Source organism: Phytohabitans houttuyneae (assembly GCF_011764425.1).
Lineage (GTDB): Bacteria > Actinomycetota > Actinomycetes > Mycobacteriales > Micromonosporaceae > Phytohabitans > Phytohabitans houttuyneae.
The window spans coordinates 79,771-105,095 of the sequence record NZ_BLPF01000003.1; the positions used below are offsets into that span (position 1 = coordinate 79,771).

Annotated in this window: 26 protein-coding genes, 1 pseudogene and 1 riboswitch; of the genes and pseudogenes, 17 read left to right on the forward strand and 10 right to left on the reverse strand. The window is 72.5% G+C overall.

Annotation, left to right across the window (positions count from 1 at the left end; translation table 11 throughout):
* Positions 1-16: 16 nt before the first annotated feature.
* Entirely contained in the window at positions 17-2,509 is a 2,493-nt protein-coding gene (locus Phou_RS35345; protein WP_173065248.1) for a putative bifunctional diguanylate cyclase/phosphodiesterase, read from the forward strand.
* A 160-nt stretch (positions 2,510-2,669) separates the two neighbouring features.
* Here Phou_RS35345 and Phou_RS55125 read toward each other — a convergent pair.
* The 3 genes and pseudogenes from Phou_RS55125 to Phou_RS35360 all read right to left on the reverse strand — a co-directional run.
* Positions 2,670-3,476 (reverse strand): annotated as a pseudogene (locus Phou_RS55125) (DUF559 domain-containing protein); the annotation flags it as partial.
* Positions 3,477-3,648: 172 nt separating this feature from the next.
* On the reverse strand, positions 3,649-5,259 hold the full coding sequence (locus Phou_RS35355; RefSeq protein WP_173065251.1) for a thiamine pyrophosphate-binding protein: 1,611 nt from the start codon (positions 5,257-5,259) through the stop codon (positions 3,649-3,651).
* A 64-nt stretch (positions 5,260-5,323) separates the two neighbouring features.
* On the reverse strand, positions 5,324-6,016 hold the full coding sequence (locus Phou_RS35360; RefSeq protein ID WP_246274119.1) for a cyclase family protein: 693 nt from the start codon (positions 6,014-6,016) through the stop codon (positions 5,324-5,326).
* 72 nt (positions 6,017-6,088) lie between these two features.
* Here Phou_RS35360 and Phou_RS35365 point away from each other — a divergent pair, with 72 nt between their 5' ends.
* Genes Phou_RS35365 through Phou_RS35375 form a run of 3 tightly spaced genes read left to right on the forward strand, consistent with a single transcriptional unit; the run spans position 6,089 to position 7,958 of the window.
* A complete protein-coding gene (locus Phou_RS35365; protein ID WP_173065254.1) occupies positions 6,089-6,541 on the forward strand; it encodes a MarR family winged helix-turn-helix transcriptional regulator in 453 nt (150 codons plus the stop codon).
* A 5-nt stretch (positions 6,542-6,546) separates the two neighbouring features.
* Positions 6,547-6,966, forward strand: a complete 420-nt coding sequence (locus Phou_RS35370; RefSeq protein WP_173068753.1) for an organic hydroperoxide resistance protein — start codon at positions 6,547-6,549, stop codon at positions 6,964-6,966.
* Complete coding sequence (locus tag Phou_RS35375) at positions 6,963-7,958, forward strand: NADP-dependent oxidoreductase (protein WP_173065257.1); 996 nt, start codon at positions 6,963-6,965, stop codon at positions 7,956-7,958. The genes Phou_RS35370 and Phou_RS35375 overlap by 4 nt, the downstream gene beginning before the upstream one ends.
* Before the next feature lie 304 nt (positions 7,959-8,262).
* Here Phou_RS35375 and Phou_RS35380 read toward each other — a convergent pair whose 3' ends face one another.
* Positions 8,263-9,552, reverse strand: coding sequence for an amidase (locus Phou_RS35380; protein ID WP_173065260.1), 1,290 nt, complete (start codon positions 9,550-9,552; stop codon positions 8,263-8,265).
* A 287-nt stretch (positions 9,553-9,839) separates the two neighbouring features.
* Positions 9,840-10,550, reverse strand: coding sequence for a hypothetical protein (locus tag Phou_RS35385; protein ID WP_173065263.1), 711 nt, complete (start codon positions 10,548-10,550; stop codon positions 9,840-9,842).
* A gap of 268 nt (positions 10,551-10,818) precedes the next feature.
* On the opposite strand from Phou_RS35385, the gene Phou_RS35390 reads away from it, so the two are divergent.
* Entirely contained in the window at positions 10,819-11,802 is a 984-nt protein-coding gene (locus Phou_RS35390; RefSeq protein ID WP_173065266.1) for a pectate lyase family protein, read from the forward strand.
* A 68-nt stretch (positions 11,803-11,870) separates the two neighbouring features.
* Here Phou_RS35390 and Phou_RS35395 read toward each other — a convergent pair whose 3' ends face one another.
* Positions 11,871-12,338 carry a MarR family winged helix-turn-helix transcriptional regulator gene (locus Phou_RS35395; RefSeq protein WP_173065269.1) on the reverse strand — a complete coding sequence of 156 codons (468 nt, stop codon included), beginning with the start codon at positions 12,336-12,338 and terminating at the stop codon, positions 11,871-11,873.
* Between the two features lie 53 nt (positions 12,339-12,391).
* On the opposite strand from Phou_RS35395, the gene Phou_RS35400 reads away from it, so the two are divergent.
* From Phou_RS35400 to Phou_RS35410, 3 genes are read left to right on the forward strand one after another with little or no spacing between them, the layout of a single operon-like run.
* Positions 12,392-12,835 (forward strand): GNAT family N-acetyltransferase, encoded by a 444-nt coding sequence (locus Phou_RS35400; RefSeq protein WP_173065273.1) that lies wholly within the window; start codon positions 12,392-12,394, stop codon positions 12,833-12,835.
* 4 nt (positions 12,836-12,839) lie between these two features.
* Positions 12,840-13,958 carry a 5-methyltetrahydropteroyltriglutamate--homocysteine S-methyltransferase gene (locus Phou_RS35405; protein ID WP_173065276.1) on the forward strand — a complete coding sequence of 373 codons (1,119 nt, stop codon included), beginning with the start codon at positions 12,840-12,842 and terminating at the stop codon, positions 13,956-13,958.
* 4 nt (positions 13,959-13,962) lie between these two features.
* Positions 13,963-14,913, forward strand: a complete 951-nt coding sequence (locus tag Phou_RS35410) for an ABC transporter substrate-binding protein (RefSeq protein ID WP_173065279.1) — start codon at positions 13,963-13,965, stop codon at positions 14,911-14,913.
* Between the two features lie 51 nt (positions 14,914-14,964).
* Here Phou_RS35410 and Phou_RS35415 read toward each other — a convergent pair whose 3' ends face one another.
* The gene (locus Phou_RS35415; RefSeq protein ID WP_173065282.1) at positions 14,965-16,356 is read right to left on the reverse strand and encodes a cellulase family glycosylhydrolase; all 1,392 of its coding nucleotides are present in this window, start codon (positions 16,354-16,356) and stop codon (positions 14,965-14,967) included.
* 229 nt (positions 16,357-16,585) lie between these two features.
* Here Phou_RS35415 and clsA point away from each other — a divergent pair, with 229 nt between their 5' ends.
* The 9 genes from clsA (at position 16,586) to Phou_RS35460 (ending at position 22,334) form a co-directional block, all read left to right on the forward strand.
* Complete coding sequence (gene clsA, locus Phou_RS35420) at positions 16,586-17,173, forward strand: cardiolipin synthase ClsA (protein ID WP_173065285.1); 588 nt, start codon at positions 16,586-16,588, stop codon at positions 17,171-17,173.
* Positions 17,170-18,054 carry a DUF881 domain-containing protein gene (locus tag Phou_RS35425; RefSeq protein ID WP_173065288.1) on the forward strand — a complete coding sequence of 295 codons (885 nt, stop codon included), beginning with the start codon at positions 17,170-17,172 and terminating at the stop codon, positions 18,052-18,054. The genes clsA and Phou_RS35425 overlap by 4 nt, the downstream gene beginning before the upstream one ends.
* Complete coding sequence (locus Phou_RS35430; protein WP_173065291.1) at positions 18,051-18,383, forward strand: small basic family protein; 333 nt, start codon at positions 18,051-18,053, stop codon at positions 18,381-18,383. Before Phou_RS35425 ends, Phou_RS35430 begins: the two co-directional genes overlap by 4 nt.
* 48 nt (positions 18,384-18,431) lie before the next feature.
* On the forward strand, positions 18,432-19,379 hold the full coding sequence (locus Phou_RS35435) for a DUF881 domain-containing protein (protein ID WP_173065294.1): 948 nt from the start codon (positions 18,432-18,434) through the stop codon (positions 19,377-19,379).
* 15 nt (positions 19,380-19,394) lie between these two features.
* On the forward strand, positions 19,395-19,775 hold the full coding sequence (gene gcvH / locus Phou_RS35440) for a glycine cleavage system protein GcvH (protein WP_173065298.1): 381 nt from the start codon (positions 19,395-19,397) through the stop codon (positions 19,773-19,775).
* 118 nt (positions 19,776-19,893) lie between these two features.
* The gene (gene odhI, locus Phou_RS35445; protein ID WP_173065301.1) at positions 19,894-20,340 is read left to right on the forward strand and encodes an oxoglutarate dehydrogenase inhibitor Odhl; all 447 of its coding nucleotides are present in this window, start codon (positions 19,894-19,896) and stop codon (positions 20,338-20,340) included.
* Between the two features lie 57 nt (positions 20,341-20,397).
* On the forward strand, positions 20,398-21,042 hold the full coding sequence (gene ftsR, locus Phou_RS35450; protein ID WP_173068756.1) for a transcriptional regulator FtsR: 645 nt from the start codon (positions 20,398-20,400) through the stop codon (positions 21,040-21,042).
* Between the two features lie 112 nt (positions 21,043-21,154).
* On the forward strand, positions 21,155-21,619 hold the full coding sequence (locus Phou_RS35455; protein WP_173042466.1) for a bifunctional nuclease family protein: 465 nt from the start codon (positions 21,155-21,157) through the stop codon (positions 21,617-21,619).
* A gap of 151 nt (positions 21,620-21,770) precedes the next feature.
* Positions 21,771-22,334, forward strand: a complete 564-nt coding sequence (locus Phou_RS35460) for a MerR family transcriptional regulator (RefSeq protein WP_173065304.1) — start codon at positions 21,771-21,773, stop codon at positions 22,332-22,334.
* A 24-nt stretch (positions 22,335-22,358) separates the two neighbouring features.
* Here the strand turns inward: Phou_RS35460 and Phou_RS35465 are convergent, their stop codons facing one another.
* The 3 genes from Phou_RS35465 to mgrA all read right to left on the reverse strand — a co-directional run bounded on the left by Phou_RS35465 (position 22,359) and on the right by mgrA (position 25,098).
* A complete protein-coding gene (locus tag Phou_RS35465) occupies positions 22,359-22,889 on the reverse strand; it encodes a hypothetical protein (protein WP_173065307.1) in 531 nt (176 codons plus the stop codon).
* Positions 22,886-23,614 carry a helix-turn-helix transcriptional regulator gene (locus Phou_RS53540; protein ID WP_173065310.1) on the reverse strand — a complete coding sequence of 243 codons (729 nt, stop codon included), beginning with the start codon at positions 23,612-23,614 and terminating at the stop codon, positions 22,886-22,888. The genes Phou_RS35465 and Phou_RS53540 overlap by 4 nt, the downstream gene beginning before the upstream one ends.
* Positions 23,615-24,105: 491 nt before the next feature.
* Entirely contained in the window at positions 24,106-25,098 is a 993-nt protein-coding gene (mgrA, locus tag Phou_RS35475) for an L-glyceraldehyde 3-phosphate reductase (RefSeq protein ID WP_173065313.1), read from the reverse strand.
* Between the two features lie 70 nt (positions 25,099-25,168).
* Positions 25,169-25,264, forward strand: a riboswitch (glycine riboswitch).
* Positions 25,265-25,325 lie beyond the last annotated feature (61 nt).

The following is a 25,325-nucleotide window of genomic DNA, read 5'->3' on the forward strand; positions in this document are numbered from 1 at the left end:
GAGAGAGCTGGTCGGCGTGCGAGAGGGTGAGACCGGGCGGCTGCGGCTGTTGACCGGTCTCGTCCTGTTTCTGGCCGCGGGGTCCGTGACCTGGGCCGCCACCCAACTCGCCATCCCGTCCGCCACCGAGTGGCTTTACCTGGTCATCGCCGCCGGCCTCGTCGCGGTCGGCACCGCGTGCTCGACGCCGGTCCGGATCCGCACCCAGCTCGGGCTGAACGCGTCATCGGCCGCGATCCTGCTGACCACGATCGTCGTGCCGACCGGGTGGGCCGTCCTGTGCGCGGCGGCCGGTGTCCTGTTCGCCCGGATCGTCGTGCGCCACCGCGGCGGCTCACTGCACAAGGCGCTGCACAACAGCGGCAAGGACATCCTCGCCGCCACCGCCGCCGCCTGCGCGGTGATGGTGGCCGGCGTCCACCCCTTCCGCGACGGAGACCTGCTGGCCCAGCCATGGACCACCTACCTGCTGGCGCTGCCGCTGGCCGCCGCCGCGTTCGCCGCGGTCGAGCACATCGTCACCCCGGCCACCGTGGCGCTGGCCACCGGTCGCTCGTGGGCCCAGGTCTGGCGCACCGACCTCGACGTGCGCCTGCTCGTCGACGTCGCCGGCATGGTCCTCGCCGGCGCCGCCCTCGGGCTCATCGCGCTCGACCCGCGGCTGATGATCGCCATGCCGCTCGCCCAGCTGGTGCTCTACCTGGTCTACATGCACCGGCTCCACCTGCGCGCCGAGCGGGCCACCTGGGAGCAGCTCGCGGCCGCCACCGACGCGCTCAACGGCCTCGACCTCAGCGGCGTGCTGCGCACCGCCGCGCAGGGTGCGGTCGCGGTCTTCAACGCCCGCCAGGCGCAGATCGAGCTCTGGGACGTGGAGCCGTGCCGGCTGGTCCGCGCGAGCGCGCAGGCAGTGCTGTACGACGGGCCATCCGGCCAGGCGCCCCCGCCCGCCGAGCTGACCGCCAGCCGCTTCCTCGGCGGGCGTGACGGCAGCGCGATCGGCGTGCTGCGGCTCGCGCTGCCGTCGACGATGGTGGGTGCCGCCCAGGGGCGCGAGGAGAGCACGCTGCGCGCCTTCGCGGCGTCGTTGACCACCGCGATCCTCAACGCGAGGGCGTATGCGGAGCTGACCGAGCAGCGCGACCGGCACGCCCTCGACGCCCGCCGCGACCCGCTCACCGGCCTCGAAAACCGCCGCGCGCTTCTGGACCGCCTCGGCGCACCCCAGCAGGAGCCGGGCAGCGGCACCCGCGCGCTCGCGCTCGTCGACCTCAACCGGTTCAAGGAGGTCAACGACACGCTCGGCCACGCCTTCGGCGACCAGTTGCTGGTCGAGCTGGGCGGGCGGCTGCGCGCGGCCGCGCACGACAACGGCGCGGTGGTGGCGCGGCTGGGCGGCGACGAGTTCGCGATCGTGCTCGACAACCTGCCCGCACCGGCGACCGCGATCCACCGGGCCCGCCGCATCCTCGACTGCCTGCGCGAGCCGGTCGGCCTCGCCGGCATGCAGATCACCGTGCAGGCCAGCGCCGGCATCGCCCTCGCCAGCCCCGGCGTGAGCGCGGGCGAGCTGCTGCGCCGCGCCGACGTCGCGATGTACCAGGCCAAGCGCGCCAGCGTGTCCATCGTGGACTACCAGCACGGCCGCGACACCGCCGACCACCGCCAGCTCTCCCTCGGCGGCGAGCTGGCCCGGGCGGTGGCGGAGGGCGAGTTCACCGTCCGCTTCCAGCCGATCGTCGACCTGGGCAGCGGCGAGGCGGTCGCCGCCGAGGCGCTCACCCGCTGGCAGCACCCCCGCCACGGCGTGCTCCTGCCCAAGCAGTGGCTCCCGATCGTCGAGCGTTCCGACCTGCTCGCCGCGTTCACCGCGCGGGTGCTGCGGCAGGCGCTGCTCGGCCTGCGCGAGTGGCGGTCGGCCGGCTTCGACCTGGCCGTCGCGCTCAACGTCTCGCCGCACAGCCTGCTCGACCCCGCCTTCCCCACGATGGTGCTGGACGAGCTGCGCGCCCACCGCCTCGACCCGAGCGCGCTGGTGCTGGAGCTGGCCGAGACCACGTCGGTGGGCCAGCTCCACGCGGTCGAGCGCGTGCTGACCGGCCTGCGCAGGGCGGGCGTGCGGTTCGCGCTGGACGACTTCGGCACCGGCCACTCGTCGCTGTCCGTCGTCTCCGAGGTCCCGGTCCACGAGCTGAAGATCGACCGCACCTTCACCGCCGCGATGCGCACCTCCCCCCAGGCCGAGGCCGCCGTCCGCTCCACGGTCGAGCTGGGCCGCTCGCTCGGCCTGACCGTGGTGGCCGAGGGCGTGGAGACCGCCGACCAGCGCCAAGCCCTGTGGGAGCTGGGCTGCACGGCCGGCCAGGGCCACCTGTTCGGCCGCGCGATGAAGGCCGGCGAGCTCCTCGAAGCCTTGCGCGACGGCGTGGGCGGGGTGCGTGGCTCGCTCGCCGCCAGCCTGCACCACGGCGCCACCGTGATCGCCCTCCGCAACCGCCCACCCGCCTGACCGGCCGCTCACGCCACGCCGCGCCGGAGGCGGGCGGCGGCGAGGACGTCCAGCACTTCCCGCCGCACGGCCTCGGGCTCGCGGAAGAGGCGGCGGTGGGAAACCGGACCACCATGATGCCGCGACGGGCCAAGCGCGCGTCGCGCCGTAGGTCCGCCTCGCGCTGCTCGCGCGCCCCGTGCGAGGCCGCGCCGTCGAGCTCGAAGTTGACCCGTTCCTCGGGCGCCCACACGTCGAGGTAGAAGGTCCGGCCATCGACGCGCACGGGCACCTGGCGCTTGAACGACGGCATGCCCGGTCCGGTGAACACACGCTCGTGCCCCCAGATCTCCAGCGCGCTGTGACAGCCGCTGGCGAGCCGGCCCAGCAGGACGCGGATGGCGGCGCGGTCGGTCAGCTGCGGCACGCCGTCCAGCGCGGCGAAGACCCGGTCTGGAGTGGTCCGCCGGTCGGTGACGGCCCTGATCAGCGGCGCCGGCCGCTGCTCCGCGGTCAGGAGAGGCCACGCGTCGACAAGCGCGGTCTCCAGCCGGGTGACGGGCAGTCCGGCGCGCGGGACCACATCCGGTGGCTCGATCCGCAGGCCCCGGCGCCGGTGTACGACCACCGTCGGGTGGGACCGCAGCCGCACGTCCAGCGGGACGCTCACGTGCACGGGCTCATCCGGGCGGGTCTGGTGCAGTCCCCACACGGCAAGTGCCGTCGTGTGGCTGAGCGCCCCGCGCCAGCTGGCGTACAGCACGGCGGCGCGCTGGAGCACGTCGGGGCGGTCGGCCAGCTCGGCGTCCGCGTAGACGCCCGGCAGGAGCCGCCGCACGTGGCCGGCGCGGCAGGCCCGCTCCAGCACCCAGATCGACACGGCGCAGCAGGCCTCGTCCCGCCGCACCACGCCGCCGCGGCGGGCAAGCAACGCTCGAAGGTCCTCGTTCATGCGGCCGATGGTCGTCGACCGCTCCGCGCCGTTCATGTCGCGAGTATCGAACTGTGGACAAGGGCCGGCGCTGTGGACGGCGGCCCGCGCATCCGGCCGGTTGGCTACAATCTCCGCCCACTGTGGACCAAGGTCGCGAGCATTGTCCCGAAACCCGCGCGACACGCCGTCCACAGCGCGGGTTTCGGGACAATGCTCAAGCCGGGGCTCAGTGGCCGCGGAAGGCTTCCTCCAGCCACCACGACGGCTCGTCGGAGACGACCTTGGCGTCGACGACCAGCGGGGTGTCGCGCGGGCCGCTCAGCCACGCGTGTACCGCCGCCAGGTCCCGTGGATCGCGGACCGTGACCGCCGCGCAGCCGAAGCCGCGCGCGGTGGCCGCGAGATCCGTGTCCGGGAAGCGGACCAGGTCGACCGGGTGCCCGTGCGGGCCGAAGTGGTGCACCTCGGCGCCGTAGGCGGCGTCGTTGTAGACGACCACCAGCAGCGGCAGCGCCAGCCGCACGGCGGTGGTGAGCTCGGCCACCGACATCAGGAAGCCGCCGTCGCCTAGCGCGGCCACCGTCAGGCGGTCGGGGCGGGCGACCGCGGCGCCGAGCGCGGAGGCGAGGCCGAGGCCGATCGACTGGAACGCCTGGGTGAAGCAGAAGCCCGCCGCGTCCGGCACCGAAAGGTACATCGACGGGTAGCCCATGAAGTTGCCCGAGTCGATGACGACGGTGCGCTCGGCGGGGAGCAGGTCGTCCAGCGCGGCGCTCAGCGTGCGCGGGTCGATGCGGCCGCCGCCGGTCGCGTCCTCGTAGGAGACGTCGCGCCACCGCCCCTCCGCCGCGATCCGCGCGCGCAGCCGCGGTGTGCGCCACCCGGCGTCGGCGGCGAGGGCGGTCGCGCAGGCGCGGGCCACGTCCACCACGTCGCCGGCCACCGGAACGTCGACCTTGCGGTGGCGGCCGAGCGCGGACGCGTCGAGGTCGACCTGCGCGACAGTGGTGCCGGGTGTGATCAGGCGGCCGTGGCGGGTGGTCCACATGTTCAGCGCGCAGCCCCACGCGACGACAAGGTCGGCGCCGGCGATGAGCTCGGCCGCGAGCGGGGTGGCGAAGCCGCCGGAGACGTCCAGGTACCACGGGTCGCCGGCGAACAGCCCGCGGGCGGCGGCGGAGACGGCCAGCAGCGCGCCGCGGTGGTCGGCCAGGGAGGCGATCGCGGTACGCGCGTCCGCGCCCCGCCGCGCCGCACCCCGGCCGGCGATGAAGACCGGGCGGTGGGCGGCCGCGATGGCCTCCACGAGGGCCGTGACATCCGGGGGCGGAAGTGTGGCGCCCACAGGTGTGGTGCCGGCCTCGGCACCGGCCGGCTCGGACTGGACGTCGAGCGGCAGGCCCAGCACGACCGTGCGGCCGGCACCGCAGGCCCACGCCACGTCGGCGCGCGCGGAGGCGGCGGCCACCCGCCGGTACGCCGCGCCCACCGACGCGGCGAGATGGGGCAGGTCGATGTGGAAGTTCGAGTGCGGGCTCGTCGCCTCCGGGGCCAGGACCACCAAGGGGGTACCGCTCTTGGCCGCCTCGGCGATCCCGGTCAGCGCGTTCGTCACGCCCGGGCCCTGGTGCACGGTCAGCACGCCGAGGCGGCCGGAGACGCGCGCGTACCCGTCGGCCATCGTCGCCGCGCCGCCCTCGTGCGCCGCGGCGTGGAAGCGGGCGCCGGCGGCGACCAGCGCGTTCGTGAGGTGGAAGTTGCCGCTGCCCACGACGCCGAAAGCGTCCCGCACGCCGTGCTCGACCAGGGCCTGCCCGACGGCGGAGGCGACGTTCACCGCTCGACCAGTGCCAGCACCCGGCACGGGCTGCCGGAACCGTCCACAATGGGCAGCGGGCCGGTCACCAGCACCGCGCCGGTGGGGGCAGCTGGGCGAGGTTGCGCAGCTGGGTGAGGCCGTACTTGCCGGCGCCAAGCAGGTACGAGTGGCAGGGGAACGGCGGGTCGAACGAGTGTGCCGCGCCCGCGTCGGTGCCGACCGTCTCCACGCCCACACCACGCACCGGCGCCTCCTCGGCCAGCCACTTGGCGCAGGCCACCGACATGCCGGGGGTGCGGCCGGCGTTGAGGTACTCCGCGTCGTCGTCGCTGCGCGCGTCCCACCCGGTGCGGACCAGCAGCCAGCCGCCGGCCGGGAGGGGGCCGTGCTCCTCCTGCCACGCCTCGATGTCGGCGACCTCCAGCAGCGCGTCGGGGTCCTCGGCGACCCGCGCGGTGAAGTCGAGCACCACGGCGGGCGCGACGAGGTCACCGGCCGGCACCCGGGAGACGTCGGGCAGGTCGCGGCCGGTCACCCAGTGGATCGGCGCGTCGAAGTGCGTGCCGGTGTGCTCACCGGTGGTGAAGTTGTTCCAGTACCAGGCGGGCCCGGCCGCGTCATACCGGCTGATCTCGGACAGGGCGAAGCGGCTGGTCTGCCCGAACTGCTCCGGCAGCGCGATGATCGGGGTCCGCGGGGACAGGGGAGCGGTGAGGTCGACCACCTCGATCGTGCCGGAGTCGAGGGCGGCCACCAGGTCCGAGAGCAGCGTCATGGGTGGACCGTAGAGTCACCGGCCGGGGCCGGACAAGTTGTGCACAATTGAATTGCGCGCTATGTTTGGTGGGTGGACGAGGAGCTGTTGCTGCGACACCAGGTGTGCTTCGCGCTGCACAATGCCGCCCGCGCGGCCAACGCGCTCTACCGGCCGCTGCTCGACCCGCTCGGCTTGACGTACCCGCAGTATCTGGTCCTGCTCCTGCTCTGGGAGCGCGACGGGCGGACGGTCGGTGAGCTCGGCCTGGCCCTCGACCTCGACAGCGGCACGCTATCGCCGCTGCTCAAGCGCCTGGAGGGTGCGGGCCTGGTGACCCGCGAGCGGTCCGCCGCCGACGAGCGGGTGGTCGAGGTGCGGCTGACGCCCGCGGGTGTCGCGCTGCGCCGGCGGGCCAAGCGGATCCCGGCGTCGCTCGCGGCGGCCACAGGGCTGTCCACCGCCGAGCTGTCCACATTGCACAGCACCTTGACCCGGCTCGCCGGGTCACTGCGCGAAAGCGCCACACCCACGACGAAAGGATGAGCCGCATGCGCGTGCTCTACACAGCGGAGGCCCTCGCGACCGGTGACGGGCGCAGCGGGCACGTCCGCACCTCGGACGGGCTGTTCGAGGCCGACCTTGCCGTGCCCAAGGCGATGGGTGGCCCGGGCGGCGCGACAAACCCGGAGCAGCTCTTCGCGGCGGGCTACGCGGCCTGCTTCCACTCGGCGCTCAAGGGCGTCGCCAAGCGGGCCAAGGTGGACACCACCGGGTCGAGCGTGGGCGCGCGGGTGGGCATCGGGCCCGACGACGCGGGCGGGTTCGGTCTCGCGGTCACGCTCGAGGTCGTGCTGCCCGGCGTCGGGCGCGAGCTCGCGCAGGACCTCGTCGGCAAGGCGCACCAGGTCTGCCCGTACTCCAACGCCACCCGCGGCAACGTCGAGGTGACCCTGGTGGTCGCCGAGTGAAGGCCCGGGAGATCCACCTCGCGTCCCGGCCGACCGGTTGGCCGGCGCCGGAAAACTTCCGCCTCGTCGAGGTCGCCCTGCCACCGCTCGAGGCCGGGCAGGTGCTCGTGCGCAACCAGGTGATGTCGGTCGACCCCTACATGCGCGGCCGGATGAACGACGTGAAGTCCTACGTGCCGCCGTTCCAGCTCGACGCCGCACTCGACGGCGCGGCGGTCGGCGAGGTCATCGCCTCCGAGTCGCCCGACCGTTCGGTGGGCGACATCGTGGTGCACAACTCCGGCTGGCGCGACCTTGCCGTGCTCCCAGCCGGCCGCACGCGGGTGCTGGACACGTCGGCGGTGCCGGCGACGGCTTACCTGGGTCCGCTGGGCGGGACCGGCCTGACGGCCTACGTGGGGCTTGTCGAGATCGCGCCGATGAAGGCGGGCGAGACGGTCTTCGTCTCCGGCGCGGCCGGTGCGGTCGGCAGCATCGCGGGCCAGATCGCCAAGCTGCGCGGTGCCGCCCGGGTGGTCGGCAGCGCCGGCTCACCGTCCAAGGTGGACTATCTGCGCGGGTTGGGCTTCGACGCCGCGTTCGACTACCACGACGGCCCGGTGCGCGACCGGCTGCGCGAGGCCGCGCCCGAGGGCATCGACGTGTACTTCGACAACGTCGGCGGCGACCACCTGGAGGCGGCGATCGGCGCGCTGCACACGCACGGGCGGGTGGCGCTGTGCGGGGCGATCGGGCAGTACAACGCGACCGAGCCGACGCCCGCGCCGCGCAACCTGGCGCTGGCGATCGGCAAGCAGCTGACACTGCGCGGCTTCATCGTCACGTCGTACGGGCACCTGGCGCCCGCGTTCCACGCCGACATGACGCGGTGGTTGGCCGAGGGCCGCGTCCGCTACGACGAGACCTTTGTGGACGGTCTGGAAAACGCGCCGGACGCCTTCCTCGGCCTGCTGCGCGGCGCCAACCTCGGCAAGATGCTGGTCCGCCTGTAGCCGACCTCTCGACGTCAGGGTGGGGTGCGATCGTGGTCGCCGTTCAGAAGATCTAATTCGAAACAGGTCCGGGCTACCGCGACGTCCGTGGTGGTCCGGACCGTTGCTCCCGCGGCCTCTCCCTCCCCGCTGGGCGAGCTCAACCCCGGGTCCCGTTGAGATCGTGGACGTCGACTGCCCCTGTAGGGGCAGCAAACGACCACGATCTGTACCGTGCAGGGCTTTGTTGACCGATCAAGCAGCCAGCGTGGTCCAGACCGTTGTTCACCCCTGCGGTCGCCCAGATCGCCCCCGCAGCGGTCTCCTAGCGGGTGCGCTCCACGATGGACGCGGCCGCCAGGGCCAGGTCCTCGCGCCACGGCGGGGCGGCGATCTGCACGCCCACCGGCAGGCCCTCCACCGTCGTGCCGGCCCGTACCACCACGGCGGGATAGCCCACCAGGCTCCACAGCAGCGTGTACGGGATGCCGCCGCCGTCCTCGCCGTGCGGCACGGCGGGCTTCTCCGCGGCGGGCGAGAGCACCAGCGGATGTGCCCCGATGAACGGGAGCATGCGCCGGCGCAGACGGTCCCACGTGAAGAGCGAGCGTTCCACGTCTTCGGCGGAGATCGGGCCGAGGGTGGCGGGGTCGAAGGTGCCGCCGTTCACCCACTCGTCGGGCGAGTCGGACTCGGGGCGGCGCCAGTAGTCGAGCGTCAGCGGGTAGACGTCGGCGAGTCCGGGCGGCGTGGCCTCCTCCACGACAAGCCCCGCGGCGGCGAGCGTCGCGGCGGCCGCGTGGGTGGCGCGGACCACGGCGGGGTGGGGGGTGGTGTGCGGGTGGTCGAGGTACAGCGCGACGCGGGTCCCGGCCAGCCGCACGGCCGCGTGGTCGCCGAGCGGGACCGGCACCGCGCTCGGATCCGCGCCGTCCGGGCCGGCGATCAGGCGGAGCGCGAGGGCGAGGTCCTCCACGTGCCGCGCGAGGGGGCCGATCACCGTGCGCGGGTCGGCGGTCGCGCAGATGAACGGGAAGTGCCCGGTCAACGGCACCCGCCCGGTGGTCGGCCGCAGGCCGGCGATGCCACAGCAGTGTGCCGGCTGGCGGATGCTGCCGCCGGAGTCGCTGCCCAGCCCGAGGGCCGAACCGCCGGCCGCGATGATGGCCGCCTCGCCGCTGGAGCTGCCCGCCGGCGTGAAGCGCGGGTCGTGCGGGTTGCCCACCCGACCGTAGAGCGGGTTGTCCGGGCCGGCCGCCGTCTTGCCGAGCAGGATGCCGCCGGCGGCGCGCAGCCGCGCCACGGCGGTGGCGTCCCGGGCCGGGCGGCGCTCGCGGTGGGCCGGCTGCCCGCCCGCGCACCGCAGGCCGGCGGCGTCGATCCAGTCCTTCACCGTGAACGGCACCCCGTGCAGCGGCCCGCCCGACCCCCGCTCGTCGGCGGCCGCGGCCTCGGCGAGGGCGGCTTCGGCGCGCAGCTCCACCACGGCGTTGAGCGCGGGGTCGACCTCGGCGACGCGGTCGAGGAACGCGCCGACCACCTCCCGCGCGGACAGCTCCCGCGCGGCGATCCGCCTGCCCAGCTCCGCGGCGGACAGGTCGAGCGCCGGCACCATGGCCCGCCACTCTACGACCGCGGCACGCGCCTTCGTGGGATTTGATCTGCCCGCGTCCGCGTCACCTGCGGACCGTATGCGCGGGCCCGGGGGAAACGTGGAGCGCAGCGGAGCGTTTTTCTTTGGGTGCTTTCCCGCGGGCTACGCGGAGGTCGGCGGCTCGCAGGGCTCGCCGACTTCCCCGACCTCCGCCGCGAGGTCCGCGGGCCAAGCCCAACCCCGGCGAGGGGTGAGGCCGCGGGAGCAACGGTCCGGACCACGGCGGACGTCGCGGTAGCCCTGATCTGTCAAGTGGTGGTGCAGGGCGTGCCGTTGACGGTGCATGCGGTGGGGTCGATGTCGCGCCCCCACCGCTCGAACTGCACGCGGAGGGCGACCTTGCCCCTGACGGCGACCGGGGCGCGGCCGGTGAAGACGTACGCGTCGCCGAGGCGGTCGAGCTCCGGCGGTGGGGCGCCCTCGGCCCAGAAGGTGTGCAGGCGGCCGACGTCGCGCGGGAAGTCGAGGCGGACCGTCCAGTCGCGAGGGTTGGGCGACGGGTTGGTGACGAGGACTTCGGCGATGAAGCCGCCGCGGTAGGTGTCGACGACCGTGTACCGGCCGGTGACCGGCGGCGGGGGAGGCGCGGGCGGGCGCGGCTTGGCCGTGGTGGGCTTGGGCGGCGTCGGCGACAGCGGCGGCAGGGTGTTGCGCGGCGGCGACGGCGTGGGTGCGCGGGTCGTGACGGCGACGGCCGGCGTGTAGTCGGCGACCGGCGGGGTCCAGGCGTAGTCGATGGAGGCGCGCGGTGCCGGCGCGGCGCCGGAGCCGCGGGTGACGAGCACCGCGGCGATGATGGTGACGGCCACCGAGACGCCGAGGGCGGTCGGCGCCCAGAGCAGCAGCACCTCGGAGCGGCTCGGGCGGCGCAGGCGGGAACGGGCACCGGAGGAGACCCCGTGGCGTGGCTCTGCCGGCCGGGCGGGGCGGGTGCCGGGGTGGTCCGTGCGGTCGCGCACTCGGTCGTCTCCTGCGGGGGGCGGCACTGCGGAGGTCGCCCGAGTGGGGGCCGGGCGAGGGGTCCGGCGGTGCCGCCGGCGCGGAAAAGCGTAACCCGCGCGCATCCGCGCCGGCATCCCCTCGGTTGACACGATTCATGAACATCGATACGGTTGGATCTGGAAAGCGTTTTCCTGTCCTCCGGGCTACCGCTACGCCGGGCCCGCCGGTGCCGATCTGCCTCGCCGCCGGCCGAGCGCGGCGCACTGTCCCACGGGAGGTTTCCCCATGACGCTCCACCGCACCGACCAAGCCGAGCGCCCACGCTCGCGCCGCTGGCGTGGGCCGGCGATCGGCGCCGCCGCACTCGCGCTCGCCGCGGCCGGCGCCCTGGTCGCGATGCCGGACGCGTCCGCCGCCACGTTCAACCTGCAGGGCTGGGCCACGCAGGGCGGCGGCACGAGCGGCGGCGGCAGCGCCTCGCCGGTGACCGTCACGACGTCGTCAGCGCTGATCAGCAACATGCAGGCCAGCGGCGCCCGGGTGATCCGGGTGTCCGGCACGATCTCGATCAGCGGCATGCAGAAGGTGGCGGCCAACAAGACGATCATCGGTGTCGGCAGCGGTGCCACCATCACCGGTGGCGGGCTCAACGTCGCCAGCGTCAGCAACGTGATCATCCGGAACATCAACTTCCGGAGCTGGGGTGACGACGCGATCAACGTGCAGTACTCCACCCGGGTCTGGATCGACCACAACAGCTTCAGCTCGGGCAGCGACGGCGCGGTCGACATCAAGCGCGCGTCCGACTACGTCACGGTCTCGTGGAACCGCTTCTTCAACCACGACAAGACCGCGCTGCTCGGCCACTCCGACGACAACGGCGGCGAGGACCGGGGCAAGCTGCGGGTGACGTACAACAACAACTGGTTCGACGGCACCAACCAGCGCCACCCGCGGGTCCGCTTCGGCAACCCGGTCCACGTGTTCAACAACTACTACAGCAACATCGGCAGCTACGGCGTCGCGTCGACCTGTGGCGCCGGCGTTCTCGTCGAGGGCAACTACTTCGAGAACGTCGAGGACCCGTTCCACCGCGGCGAGGGCAGCTCGCCCGACGGCAACCTCGTCGCGCGGAACAACCACTTCGTCAACTCCGGCAGCGGTGAGACGGGTGGCAGTGTTGCCGGCATCCCGTACTCGTACCAGATGGACAGCGCGAGCAGCGTGAAGTCGTCGGTGACGAGCGGCGCCGGCACCGGGCGGATCTGAACTCCGATCTGAGGCTCCGCCCAGGGGGCGGGCGGCGGGCGGTGGGCCCGCCGCCCGCCCTCGCCGGGTCAGCAGTCGGCGGCCGGGTTCATGCGGGAGAGGATGGCGGCGCTGATCTCGTCGAGCTGGGCGACCTGCTCCGGGGTCAGCGCGTCGAACACCACCGAGCGCACCTTCTCCACGTGGCCGGGCGCGGTCTCGACCACCTTGCGGTACCCCTCGTCGGTGAGCACCGCCACGTAGCCGCGGCCGTCCTCTGGCGTGCGCTCGCGGCGCACCCAGCCCCGCTCCTCCAGCCGCCCGACAAGGTGGGAGAGGCGGGACTGGGAGCCGTTGGAGAGGGTGGCGAGCTCGCTCATCCGCAGGGCGCGACCCTCCGCCTCGGACAGCATCGCCAGCACCCAGTAGCCGAAGTGTGTCAGGTGCGCGTCCTGCTGGAGCTGAGTGTCGAGGGTGCCGGGCAGCTGCATCACCACGGCCGCGAAGCGCCGCCAGGCACGCTGCTGCTCGTCCGTCAGCCAGCGCGTCTCCTCCATGATCAGATTTTACGGCCACCGCGACCGGCGGCGCGCGCCGTAGCGTGCGTCGCATGGAGGTGGGACTGCGGGACGCCACGCCCGCGGACAGTGACTTCTGCTTCGCGCTGCACGAGGCGGCGCTCGGGCCGTACGTCACGGCCGTCTGGGGATGGGACGAGGCGGTGCAGCGGGACTTCCACGCGCGCGGCTTCGACCCACCCCACACCAAGATCATTACGATGAACGGTGTGGACGCCGGCCGCCTCGACGTCGAGCGCCGGCCGGACGAGCTCTACGTCGGGTTGATCGAGCTGCTACCCGCGTACCAGGGAAAGGGTGCCGGCGGGCGCCTGCTGCGCGACCTGATCGCGGAGGCCGCCGCGCGCGGGCAGGCGATCTGCCTCGAGGTGCTGGTGGTCAACACCCGGGCGTACGACCTCTACGCCCGCCTCGGCTTTCGCGAAACAGGCCGGGACGACTTGAAGGTGTGGATGCGTATCGAGGTCTATCGTTAGCCCCATGGATGCGCGTAACCGCCCACCATTCCGCGCCGACCACGTCGGCAGCCTGTTGCGTCCCGCCGCGCTGCTGCGCGCCCGGGAGGACCGCGCGGCCGGCCGCATCACGGCCGAGCAGCTCCGCGCGGTCGAGGATGACGCGATCACCGAGGTCGTCCGTATGCAGGAGGAGGTCGGCCTGCGCTCGGCCACCGACGGCGAGTTCCGCCGGACCTCCTGGCACATGGACTTCATCTACCAGCTCGGCGGCATCGACCCCGCCGACGAGAAGCTGACCGTCCGGTTCTTCAACGACGAGGGCACGCTGGAGTTCAGCTCGGCCGCGCTGCGCGTGCACGACCGCGTCTCGCTCGCCGAGCCGATCTTCGTGGACGCCTTCACCTACCTCCAGTCGCAGGTCAAGACCAACGTCCCCAAGCTCACGATCCCGTCACCCAGCATGGTGCACTACCGCGGCGGGCGGGCGGCGATCGACGAGGGGGTGTACCCGGACCTGGACCAGTTCTGGGACGACCTCTCCGCCGCGTACGCCGAGGAGGTGCGCCGCCTCGGCCTGCTCGGCTGCACGTACCTCCAGCTCGACGACACCAGCCTCGCCTACCTCAACGACCCGCGGCAGCGCGAGCTCGTCGCGGCGCACGGCGGTGACCCGATGCACCAGCACGAGCGGTACATCCGCCAGATCAACGCGGCCATCGCCGGCCGCCCGCCCGAGATGGCCGTCACCACCCACATGTGCCGGGGCAACTTCCGGTCCTCGTGGGCGGCCGAGGGTGGGTACGACTTCGTGGCCGAGGCCCTGTTCAACCAGCTCGACGTCGACGGCTTCTTCCTGGAGTACGACGACGCCCGCTCCGGCGGCTTCGGCCCGCTGCGGTTCGTGCCGCCCGGCAAGATGGTGGTGCTCGGCCTCGTCACCACCAAGCGCGGGGAGCTGGAGAGCAAGGACGAGCTGAAGCGCCGCATCGACGAGGCCACGCGGTACGTGCCGCTGGAGCAGCTGTGCCTCTCACCCCAGTGCGGCTTCTCGTCGACTGTGGAGGGCAACGCGCTCACGTACGACGAGCAGGTCGCGAAGCTGCGACTGGTGGTGGAGACCGCACAAGAGGTGTGGGGGTGACCGCATGGTGCGCCGGCTCTCGTTCGTCGTCGCGTGCGTGCTGCTCGTCAGCTGTGGCGGCGACGGCTCTCCGTCCGAATCGGACGGTGGTGGCCCCGACAAGGTAAACGTGGGGGTCATCGCGATCCTCGACGTGGCACCGATCTACCTCGGCAAGGAGAAGGGCTTCTTCGCCGCGCGCGACATCGACCTCACGCTGACCACCGCACAGGGTGGCGCGGCGATCGTGCCGGCGGTGGTGAGCGGCCAGTACCAGTTCGGCTTCAGCAACGTGGTGTCGCTGCTGCTGGCCCGCTCGCAGAACCTGCCGCTCAAGGTGGTCAGCAACGGCAACAACTCCACCGGCGAGGACGGCAAGGACTTCGGCAGCGTGCTGGTCCGCGGCGACAGCCCGATCCGCACGGCGGCCGACCTGCCCGGCCACAGCATCGCCGTCAACACGCTCCGCAACATCGTCGACACCACGGTCCGCGCCTCGGTCCGCAAGGCCGGCGCCGACCCGACCGCGCTGCGCTTCACCGAGCTGGCCTTCCCGGACATGCCGGCGGCGCTGGCGGGCGGCAAGGTGGACGCCGCCTTCATGGTCGAGCCCTTCCAGTCGGCGGCGCGTGCGCAGGGGGCGAGGTCGGTGGCGTCGAGCTACGTGGACGCGGCGCCCAACCTGACGGTGGCTGTGTACTTCACCTCGCAGACCCTCGTCGAGCGCGACGCCGACCTGGTGCGCCGCTTCTCGGAGGCGATGCGCGAGTCGCTGGCCTACGCGGACGCGCACCCGGACGAGGCGCGGCGCGTGATCGGCACGTACACGAAGATCACACCCGAGGTGATCGCGCAGGTCACGCTCCCGAAGTGGCCGGCCGACGTCAACCGCGCCTCGGTACAGACCCTCGCCGACCTGGCGCTGCAGGACGGCCTGATCGAGTCCCCCGTGGACGTGGGCGCGCTCCTGCCGTAGACGGTGAGAGGGCCTCGCCGCGGGTGCGGCGGGGCCCTCTTCCAGCGGGGATCAGCTGGCGGTACAGGTCGGCGTCGGGTTGGTGTTCGTGCCGTTCCACGAGCCGATGAAGCCGAACGTCGTGCTCGCGCCCGCGCCCAGGTTGCCGTTGTAGCTCACGTTCCGGGCGGTCACGCTCGAGCCGCTGGACGTGATCGTGGCGTTCCAGGCCTGGTTGATCGTCTGCCCGGACGCGAAGGTCCAGGTGACGGTCCACCCGCTGATCGCCGAGCTGCCGGCGGTCACCCGGACGTCACCCTGGAAGCCGCCCTGCCATTGGCCGGTCACCGAGTACGCGACCGTGCAGGTGCGGCCACCCGGCGGTGGTGTCGTCGGCGGGCGGGTGGTCGGCGCGGTGGTCGGGGGAGTGGTGGGCGGTGTCGTCGGCGGGCGGGTGGTCGGGCCGGTGGTCGGGTTGCCGCCGAACCAGCTCAGCTCGCGCGAGGTCTGGCGGATGCCGTTGGCGCCGTTGATGATGCGCTGGCCCCAGCTGGTCAGCTGCGCGGGGTTGAAGCTGGTGACCATGTCGAGGTACTCGACGCCGCCGCCGTTGCCGCTCCAGCTCCAGCCGATGTAGCCGATGCCGTTGGCCTGCGTGTACGACATGATCGTGTCCTCGTCGGGGTTGCCGTCCGAGTGGTTGTGGCCGAACTCGCCGACCACGATCGGCAGGCCCGCGGTGCGGAAGCGGCCCAGGTAGTCCGTGATCTCGGCGGCGGTGTCGAAGACGCCGTACATGTGTACCGAGAACACCGTGTTGCGCTGCGGGTCGGAGTTGAAGACCGCCTGCGCGTTGTCGCGCATGATGAAGCGCCAGTCCTGGCCCCAGTTCGGCGCGTCCACCATGATGAGGTGCTCGAAGCCGGCGGTGCGCAGCCGGCCGATCGCGTTGGACGTGGCGGTGGGCCAGGTGGCCGAGACGGTCTCGTTGTTGCCGAACGGCTCGTTGCCGATGTTGATGACGATGAAGTTCTCCGTGCCGGCGAGCACGCTGCGCTGGCTGATCCAGTAGCTGGCCGCCTGGTCGAGCGTGGCCGCCGCACCCTCCTCGCCGTACCCGGTGGTGTCGTGCACCTCGAGCACGCAGAGCAGGCGGTTGGTGCGGCACAGGCTGACGACCGTGGAGAGGTCGTTGCTCGGGCCCCAGCGCTGGCCGCTGCCGAGCACCACCCGGACGGTGTTCGCGCCGGTCGCCTTGATGTTGGCGAACGAGCTCGTCTGGCTCGTGTACCAGACATGCGGGTGGCTGACGCCGCGCATGACGACGTTCGTGCCGTTGGCCTCGACGATGCGGCCGCTGCTGATGCGCAGGCCCACGGCGGCGTCGGCCGGCTTGACGAAGAAGATGACGGACGCGAGCAGGGCCAGGGCCGCCGCGCCGACGATAGCGATCTTTCTTTTCATGGATCACCTCAAGAAGCAGCCCATAGGGCAGTGGACGGGGGCTGTGCCCAAAGCCCCGCGAAAGACCACCCGGCTCCCTGGGTGACGGCATCAGCGTAGATGAATGCCTAGGTCAAATCAACCGGTTAAGTAACCGCCCGGAGGAGGTCAGGCGGGGTGCGCCGCGCAGGGCTCGAAGGTGAGGTGGATATAGTGCAACGGCTGCAAAGGGGGAGCGGAGGGAGGCTCGGTGTCGGTTCAGGGCGCCCAGGCTTCCCGGGTCCTCACCATTCCGAACGCGATCAGCTTCGTGCGGCTGCTCGGCGTCCCCCTCTTCCTCTATCTCCTGCTCGGCCCGGAGTACGACGTGGCCGCGGTGGTCGTCCTCGCCGTCGGGGGCACCACCGACTGGGTCGACGGGTACGTGGCGCGCCGCCTCGACCAGGTCAGCCGCCTCGGCGAGCTGCTCGACCCCGCCGTCGACCGGCTGTACATCCTGGCCACGCTGCTCGCGTTCACGGTGCGCGAGGTGGTGCCGTGGCAGTTCACCGCCGCGCTGCTCGCCCGCGAGCTGGTGCTGATCGCGAGCCTCGCGGTGCTCCGGCGGTACGGGTACGGCCCGCCGCCCGTGCACTACGTGGGCAAGACGGCCACGTTCATCATCCTGGCCGCGTTTCCGGTGCTGCTGCTGGCGCACGCCTCCGACGGGGCGGCGCCGGTCGCGTTCCCGATCGGGTGGGGCCTCGCCTGGTGGGGGCTCGTCCTCTACTGGGTGGCCGCGGCGTTCTACGTCGTGCAGACCGCCCAGCTCGTCCGCGCGAAGGCGGCCACGCGGTGAGCGACGACAAGAGCAACGACGACAAGGCCCGGGTGTACACGCCGGACTTCCTCACCGACCTGTTCCGCAACCCGCTCGACCAGGGGTACGCGGACGCGGCCAAGCGCAAGGCCCTCGGCGGCGAGCCGCGCGGCTGGCAGGCCACCGGCGTGCGGCTGGTGAGCGCGTTGACGCTTGTCGCGGTCGGTTTCCTGCTCGTGGTGGCGTACAAGCAGACGATGGCCGACGAGCCGTCCCGCAGCCAGGCGCGGGCCGGGCTGGTCGACCAGATCGAGCAGCGCCAAGCGGCCACCGACGACCTGCAGCGCGACGCCGACCAGCTGCGTGACGAGGTGGCCCGGCAGCGCGACGCCGTCCTGAACGACCGCGACGCCGCCCGGCTGCGCGACCAGGAGGCCGCCGCGGGGCTGGCCCGGGTGCGCGGTGACGGCGTGGAGGTGCGGCTCGACGACGCGCCGGACGCGGTCGACGCGGTCACCGGTGCGGGAAAGCCGGACCTGGGCCGGGTCCTCGACCGCGACCTGCAGGACATCGCGAACGCGTTGTGGAGCGCGGGCGCGGAGGCCATCGCGATCAACGACCAGCGGCTGACCGCCACCTCGACGATCCGCGCGGCCGGCTCGGCCATCCTGGTCGACTTCCGGCCGGTCAACCGCCCGTACGTGGTGCGCGCGATCGGCCCCGGCGACCTGGAGGACGACTTCAAGGACAGCGCGACGGCGCGGCTCTTCCGCGCGCTCGTCGAGGACGAGGGCATGTCCTTCTCGGTACGCGGCGTCGACGACATCACCCTCCCGGCCGCGTCCGACCCGCAGCTGCGCTTCGCGACGCCCTCGCCGACCGCCACGCCCACCCCTCGCACCACGGAAGGCGGAAAATGATCGCGGTACTCGCCCTGGCCGTCGGGGTCGTGCTCGGCGTCGTGCTGGACCCGACGGTGCCGGCCGCGCTCCAGCCGTACCTGCCGATCGCGGTGGTGGCCGCGCTCGACGCCGTCTTCGGGGGCGTCCGCGCGCGGCTGGACGGCATCTTCGACGACAAGCAGTTCGTGATCTCGTTCATCTCGAACGTGCTGGTCGCGGCCCTGATCGTCTACCTGGGCGACCAGCTCGGCGTGGGTGGTCAGCTGTCGACGGGCGTCGTCGTCGTGCTCGGTGTCCGGATCTTCGGCAACGTGGCCGCCATCCGCCGGCGGCTGTTCAAGGCGTGACGACATGAGCGAGCGAAACATCGGGCTCGGCGCGAAGCGAGGACGGCCGTGAGCGACGACCACAAGCCGTCAGGCACCGGCTGGCCGGAAGGCGAACCGGCGCCGGAGGCCGAGACCGACCTGGCGAAGGCCGAGACCGGCCTCGCGGAGGCGGAGACGCAGCGGCTGCCCGCCGGGCCGCCACCGCCGGAGCCCCGCCCCGAGCCCGAGTCGCCGTCCGTCGCCGAGGACGCGGCGCCGGTACCGGACGAGGGGTTGCCTGAGGAAGAGACCACGGAGATCGCGCGGCCGGCGGCGGCCAAGCGGCGGATCAGCTCGGCCGGTGTGATCATCGCGGTGCTGCTGGCGCTGCTCGGCTTCACGCTGGTGGTGCAGGTCAAGAGCAACTCGGCCGACTCGGGCCTGGCCTCGGCGCGGCAGGAGGACCTGGTGCGCATCCTGTCCGACCTGGAGGCGCGCGAGGAGCGGCTGCGCGACGAGATCGCCGACCTGGAGGACAGCCAGCGGCAGCTCACCTCCGGTGCCGAGGGGCGGCAGGCGGCGCTCGACGAGGCCACCCGGCGCGCGGACGAGCTCGGCGTGCTCGCCGGCACGCTCGGGGCGCGGGGGCCGGGGCTGACCGTGCGGTTCCAGGAGGGTTCGGAGCGGCTCAAGGCGTCGGCCATCCTCGACGCGGTCCAGGAGCTGCGCGGCGCGGGCGCGGAGGCGATGCAGATCGCCGGCGGCGACGGCACGGCGGTGCGGATCGTGGCCTCGACCTGGTTCCTCGACCGGGACGGTGGCATCGAGGTGGACGGGCGCAAGCTCTCCGCGCCCTACACGATCACGGTCATCGGTGAGCCGCGGACGATGGAGACCGCGCTGAAGATTCCCGGCGGGGTGGTGGAGTCGGTGGGAAACGACAACGGTACGGTGATCGTCCAGGAGCACGAAGTGGTCGAGGTGTCGACTCTGCGAGCCCCGACCAGCCTGCAGCACGCTCGTCCCACTTCTTGAGGTGAAGGATCGTCTGTGATTCCCGAGGATCTGCGCTACACGGCCGAGCACGAGTGGGTGGCCGGCGGGGGTGGCGGACCGGTGCGGGTGGGTATCACCCACTTCGCCCAGGACGCGCTCGGTGACATCGTCTATGTCCAGCTGCCCGATCCCGGCACGGCGGTGACGGCGGGGGAGTCGTTCGGCGAGGTCGAGTCGACAAAGAGCGTGTCGGAGATATACGCGCCGCTCACGGGCACGGTGGTGGCCCGCAACGACAAGCTGGGCGAGGAGCCGGAGGTCATCAACACCGATCCGTACGGCGCGGGCTGGCTGGTCGAGATCGAGCCGGCCGATCCCGCCGCGTTGGACGGGCTTCTGACCGCTTCGGCATACCGAGATCTGACGGCGAGCTGACACCGCGCGGCTTCTGCCCGCGCGTCTGGTTGACCCTGTATTTCGGCGCTGGCTAGGCTCGCCCAGTCGAGCCAGGCAGGTGTTCAGCGCTGCCCGAATAGATCCGTGAGGTGGTCAGATGACTCGCCCAGACGACGAGTTTCCCCCACTCGACGTCACGTCCACGCTGAACCTCGGTTCGCTCGACGAGGTCCTCGAAGGGCCTGACGCAGATGTGGTGCCGAGTCGCATGTCCGGCTCGCTGCCGCCCGGTATGGCGCTGCTCGTCGTCCGGCGCGGGCCGAACGCCGGTGCCCGCTTCCTGCTCGACCACGACGTGACGACCAGCGGACGGCACCCGGACAGCGACATCTTCCTCGACGACGTGACGGTTTCGCGGCGGCACGCGGAGTTCCACCGCGACGGCGGCACCTTCACGGTGCGCGACGTGGGCAGCCTCAACGGGACGTATGTGAACCGCGAGCGGGTCGAGGCGGCCACGCTCAGCAACGGCGACGAGGTGCAGATCGGCAAGTTCCGGTTGGTGTTCATCGCCGGGCCGCGCCCGGACGAGGACATCCGGTAGCGGGTGTCGGCTTCGCCAGCCGCGTCGGCGGGCTCGCCGTCACCCCCGCCGGCGCTGATGAGCATCGGCGAGGTGCTCGCCGAGCTGCGCGCGGAGTTTCCCGACACCACCATCTCCAAGCTGCGCTTCCTCGAGGCTGAAGGGCTCGTGGAGCCGCGCCGAACGCCGGCCGGCTACCGCAAGTACAGCTGGGACGACATCGCCCGCCTGCGCTTCGTGCTGAGCGCCCAGCGGGACCAGTACCTGCCGCTGCGCGTGATCCGCGAGCAGCTCGCCGCGCGCGACGCCACGCCCGTGCGCCTGGTGGCGGTCGGCCCCGCGCAGGAGTCCGACTCCCGCCTGTCCCGCGACCAGCTCGTCGAGCGCTCCGGGCTGGACGCGGCGACGCTCACCGAGGTCGAGCGGCTGGGGCTGCTCGCCCCGATCGCACCCGGGCGGTACGACGCCGACGCGCTCGCCGTCGCCACCGCCGTGGCCGGGCTCGCCGCGTTCGGGCTGGAGCCGCGGCACCTGCGCGCGTTCCGCGCCGCGGCCGACCGCGAGGTGGGGCTCTTCGCCCAGCTGGTGGCGCCGCTGGCCCGCCAGAACGACCCGGCGGCGCGCGCCCGTGCCGGGCAGACCGCGGACGACCTGGTGCGCCTCTCACAGCAGTTGCACGCGGCGCTCGTGCGGGCCGGGCTCCGGGAGGCGTTGGGGCGGTGAGGTTTCGTGTCAACGGGTACTGCTCGTTGACACAAACCGCGGGGGACGGGCCACCGGCGGTCCGTGTACCGTGACGGTGAGGGCGGAAAGACACAACCACACGGAGGCGGCGGTGCGCGAGCTGAGCGTGGTCGGGGTGCGGGTGGAGCTGCCCAGCAACCAGCCGATCGTGCTGCTCAGGGAGGTCGAGGGCGACCGTTACCTGCCGATCTGGATCGGCGCGGTCGAAGCCACCGCGATCGCGTACGAGCAGCAGGGCGTCAAACCGGCCCGGCCACTCACCCACGACCTGCTGCGCGACATCCTCGCGGCGCTGAAGGCCCCGCTGCGCGCGGTCGAGATCACCGAGCTGAAGGAAAACGTGTTCTACGCCGACCTGCTGATCGGCGACGGCCTGCGGGTCTCCGCCCGGCCGAGCGACTCGATCGCGCTGGCGCTGCGCGTGGGTGCCCCGATCCGCTGCTCCGACCAGGTGCTGAGCGAGGCCGGCATCGTAATTCCGGACGAGCAGGAAGACGAGGTGGAAAAGTTCCGGGAGTTCCTGGAGCAGGTGCGTCCGGAGGACTTCGCCGGGTAGCGGCGGTGCCCGGCGAGGGTGAACCGTCCCTCGGGCGCGGCGTGTCGTGCCAAACCTTCCCCGGCAACACTCCTGGTGCGCTATAGGGTTGGGCCGTTCCCGGGCTTTGCGCGAGTGGGCAGCTTGCACGGCCCCGTTGGGAGGTTGCCACATGGATGAGGGTTCCCCCTCCGTCGCCGTGGGTGGCGCAGAGGTCGACACCGTCGGATATCGCGGTGTGACCGCCTGCCACGCGGTCGGGATCAGCTACCGCCAGCTCGACTACTGGGCGCGCACCGCCCTTGTGGTGCCGAGCATCCGCGACGCCTCGGGCTCCGGCACGCAGCGGCTGTACTCGTTCCGCGACCTCGTCGTGCTCAAGGTGGTCAAGCGGCTGCTCGACGCCGGCGTCTCCCTGCAGAACATCCGCAAGGCCATCGAGACCCTCCGCTCGCGCGGCGTCGAGGACCTGGCCGGCATCACGCTCATCTCCGACGGCACGACGGTGTACGAGTGCCGTTCGCCCGAGGAGGTCGTCGACCTGCTGCAGGGCGGGCAGGGCGTCTTCGGCATCGCGATCGGCGGCGCCTTCAAGGAGATCCAGGGCTCGCTGTCCCACCTGCCGGCCGAGCCGGCCGCCGGCGCTCCCGTGACCACCGAGGTGGTCGAGGAGGAGGACCCGGGCGCCGTCGGCGACGAGCTGGCCGCCCGCCGCGCCCGCCGCCGCGCCGGCTGAGTCCTCCCCGCGGATCGCGGCCGGTTACACGCAGGTCGCGCAGTTCGGGTCCGTGCCGTCCGGTTCCTCCACGACGACCGGCGCCGCCCGCAGGACCGCGAGCGGCGGCACCGGCGGGCGCGGATCGGCGTCCTCAGGCAGCCACAGCGGCTGGACGCAGTCGATGACCTTCCCCGGCCCGTACGCGAGGCAGACGGCCACCAGCGGGCCGTTGAGCGGCTCCACGGCCGGGTCGATCGTGCCCACGAACTTGGTTCGCTCGCCCTCGTACGCGCGCAGCCGGGGCAGGAACACGTACCCCTGCGGCTCCGGCGCGCCCGGCCGCTGCGAGTAGTAGATGAAGCCGAACCGCTCGTGCGGGCCCGGCCGCCGGCACGGGTCGATCCATCCGTCGAGCATGGTCATGAAGTTTTCGTCGAGCCACACGCTTTCGATGTCGCCCTCGACGCACCGCAGCCGGGTGGACCAGGCGGACGGGCACGCCGCGGAGGCGGGGGAGGAGCCGAGCAGGAGCGCGGCCGCGGTGGCGGCGGCTATGACGGCGCGGCGGATCATCGGTCGTCCTCTCCCGACGGCGGGGGCGCCTGCGGCATGGTCGAAGGGGGTGGCTGGGCGGCGCGCATGGCGCCGAGCGCGAGCCCCAGCTGGAAACGGTTGTCCACGCCCAGCCGGTCCATCAGGCCGCGCAGGATGTAGGAGACCGAACGGGCGCTGATGCGCAGCTCACGGGCGGCGCTTGCGTCGGTGTGACCCCGCGCGAGCAGCTCGACGAGTGAGCGTTCGCGGGGGTCGAGCGCGATGTCGTACAAGGTGTGCTCCTGCGGCGGCTGGGCGGTCTCCCAGTGCCGTTCGAAGAGGGCGACCAGGGCGGACACGACAGGCGGCTGCGCCACCTCCAGATATCCGCGGCCGAAGTCGGCGGGGGAGACCGGAAAGAGCGCGACCTTGCGGTCGACGACGATGAGCTTCATCGGAACGGACGGGGCCTCCCGGTACTCCGGACGTCTCCCGTCCGGTTTCTCGGTCGGCGGCACGAGCCAGCGCCGGTCGGGCGGCTGCACGCCGAGCACGCGAACCCTTATCCCGCGGCTCATCAGGACGCGGTCCATCGGCGCGGCGGAACGGCTCGACTCGGCGTCGAACCGCGGCTCGGTGTTGATCGCCAGGTGCTCGTGGCAGGCGATCGAGACAAGCTCGGCGAGGCGCTCGCGGGCGGCGGCCCGGCTCGGCAGGTGCCGCAGGTCGTCGCCGAGCGCAAGCGGCTCGCGCGTTTCCTGCACCCCGTGCGTACCAGCCGAAGCCGGGCGCGCCGCCGGTCCGCGATCACCTCGTCGGGTGGTCGCGCGGCCCAGACGACGCCGCGCCGGACCGTCGCCACCGCGCCGCCCCGTGCGGCACCGGTGGCGGCAAGCTCGTCCAGCGCGCAGACCACCCGCCGCCGGGACATGCCGAGGCTGCGCTCCAGGTCCGTCGCGGCGGCCGGCCCGAACGTGGCAAGCGTCCGGTAGACCAGGTCCGCGTCCGGCGACACCCCCCATGGCACCAGCGAGGGCGCGGGCGCACTCGCCGCCAGGGAATCGTGGGATCGAAGCATCGACACCTCCCCCGTGCGGCGCCAGTGAGCGAGCCTGCGAGCGAACCATCGGGCTCAGTGACGGACCCGCTGCGCTGGCCGGCGGCATCAGACGGCCCATGCAACCAGCAGCGGTCAAGCCTCGACCACGCCTGCGACCCTTTCGTGACCTGATCTTGCGGAATTCCGCACGGCGGCTTACTCGGTCGCGTGCTTGTCGATCTCCGCGAGCTCCTCGGCGGTGAACGCCAGGTTGTCCAGGGCCGCCACATTCGCCTCGAGCTGGGCGACGCTGCTCGCGCCGATGATGAGGCTGGTCATGCGCGGGTCGCGCAGTGCCCAGGCGAGCGCGAGCTGGGCGAGCGTCTGCCCCCGCCGGCCGGCGATGTCGTTGAGCGCGCGGACCTTGCCCATCGTCTCCTCGGTCAACGCGCTCTCCTTGAGGAACCCGCCGGTCGCGATCCGCGAGTCGTCCGGGATGCCGCCGAGGTAGCGGTCGGTGAGCAGGCCCTGGGCGAGCGGGCTGAACGCGATGCAGCCCGCGCCCGCCTCTTCGAGCGTGTCGAGCAGGCCGTCGCGCTCGATCCAGCGGTTGACCATCGAATACGACGGCTGGTGGATCAGCAGCGGAGTGCCCAGCTCGCGCAGCACCGCTGCCGCGGCCGCGGTCTGCTCCGAGTTGTAGTTGGAGATGCCCACGTAGAGCGCCTTGCCCGAGCGCACGATGTGGTCGAGCGCCAACATCGTCTCCTCGACCGGAGTGTCGGGGTCCGGGCGGTGGTGGTAGAAGACGTCCACGTAGTCAAGGCCCATGCGGCGCAGCGACTGGTCGAGCGAGGAGACCAGATATTTGCGGGAGCCCCACTCCCCGTACGGCCCGGGCCACATGTAATAGCCGGCCTTGGATGAGATGACCAGCTCGTCCCGATATGCCGCGAAGTCCGTGGCCAGGATCCGCCCGAAGTTTTCCTCGGCGGCGCCGCCCGGCGGGCCGTAGTTGTTGGCCAGGTCGAGGTGGGTCACGCCGAGGTCGAACGCGCGGCGCAGGATGGCCCGCTGCGTCTCCAGGGGGCGGGCGTGCCCGAAGTTGTGCCACAGCCCCAGCGAGATCGCCGGCAGCCGGAGGCCGCTGCGCCCGGAGCGGCGGTAGGTCATGGACTCGTAGCGGTCACCCGCGGCTTCGTAGGTCACGGCGTGACCTTAGCCGCAGCCTGTGACATCCAGCGGAAACACGGGTACTGGTAAGTTGGACCTTGCCGGTACCACCCGCGCGGGAGAGACCGCCAGCCTCGACTGGCGGCGCCGAAGGGGCAAATCCTCCCCGGAACCTCTCAGGCAGAAGGACCGCGAGGGCAGGCGACTCTGAAGCGCGCACTGGTGCGACAGAGGGGGAGGTTGGATCACCGACCTTCCGGGAG

Excerpts from the sequence above, each read along its gene's own strand:
- Phou_RS35360 (WP_246274119.1), bottom strand. The coding sequence starts at position 6,016 with ATGACGCTGCTCTCGGACCTGGTGGCCGCCCTCGACTCCGGCACGATC.
- Phou_RS35370 (WP_173068753.1), top strand. The coding sequence starts at position 6,547 with ATGCGCGTGCTCTACACAGCGGAGGCCCTCGCGACCGGTGACGGGCGC.
- Phou_RS35380 (WP_173065260.1), bottom strand. The coding sequence starts at position 9,552 with ATGGTGCCGGCGCTCGACCTGTCCGCCGCGGAGCTGGGCAGGCGGATC.
- Phou_RS35390 (WP_173065266.1), top strand. The coding sequence starts at position 10,819 with ATGACGCTCCACCGCACCGACCAAGCCGAGCGCCCACGCTCGCGCCGC.
- Phou_RS35395 (WP_173065269.1), bottom strand. The coding sequence starts at position 12,338 with ATGGAGGAGACGCGCTGGCTGACGGACGAGCAGCAGCGTGCCTGGCGG.
- Phou_RS35400 (WP_173065273.1), top strand. The coding sequence starts at position 12,392 with ATGGAGGTGGGACTGCGGGACGCCACGCCCGCGGACAGTGACTTCTGC.
- Phou_RS35405 (WP_173065276.1), top strand. The coding sequence starts at position 12,840 with ATGGATGCGCGTAACCGCCCACCATTCCGCGCCGACCACGTCGGCAGC.
- Phou_RS35410 (WP_173065279.1), top strand. The coding sequence starts at position 13,963 with ATGGTGCGCCGGCTCTCGTTCGTCGTCGCGTGCGTGCTGCTCGTCAGC.
- Phou_RS35415 (WP_173065282.1), bottom strand. The coding sequence starts at position 16,356 with ATGAAAAGAAAGATCGCTATCGTCGGCGCGGCGGCCCTGGCCCTGCTC.
- Phou_RS35430 (WP_173065291.1), top strand. The coding sequence starts at position 18,051 with ATGATCGCGGTACTCGCCCTGGCCGTCGGGGTCGTGCTCGGCGTCGTG.
- odhI (WP_173065301.1), top strand. The coding sequence starts at position 19,894 with ATGACTCGCCCAGACGACGAGTTTCCCCCACTCGACGTCACGTCCACG.
- ftsR (WP_173068756.1), top strand. The coding sequence starts at position 20,398 with ATGAGCATCGGCGAGGTGCTCGCCGAGCTGCGCGCGGAGTTTCCCGAC.
- Phou_RS35460 (WP_173065304.1), top strand. The coding sequence starts at position 21,771 with ATGGATGAGGGTTCCCCCTCCGTCGCCGTGGGTGGCGCAGAGGTCGAC.
- Phou_RS35465 (WP_173065307.1), bottom strand. The coding sequence starts at position 22,889 with ATGATCCGCCGCGCCGTCATAGCCGCCGCCACCGCGGCCGCGCTCCTG.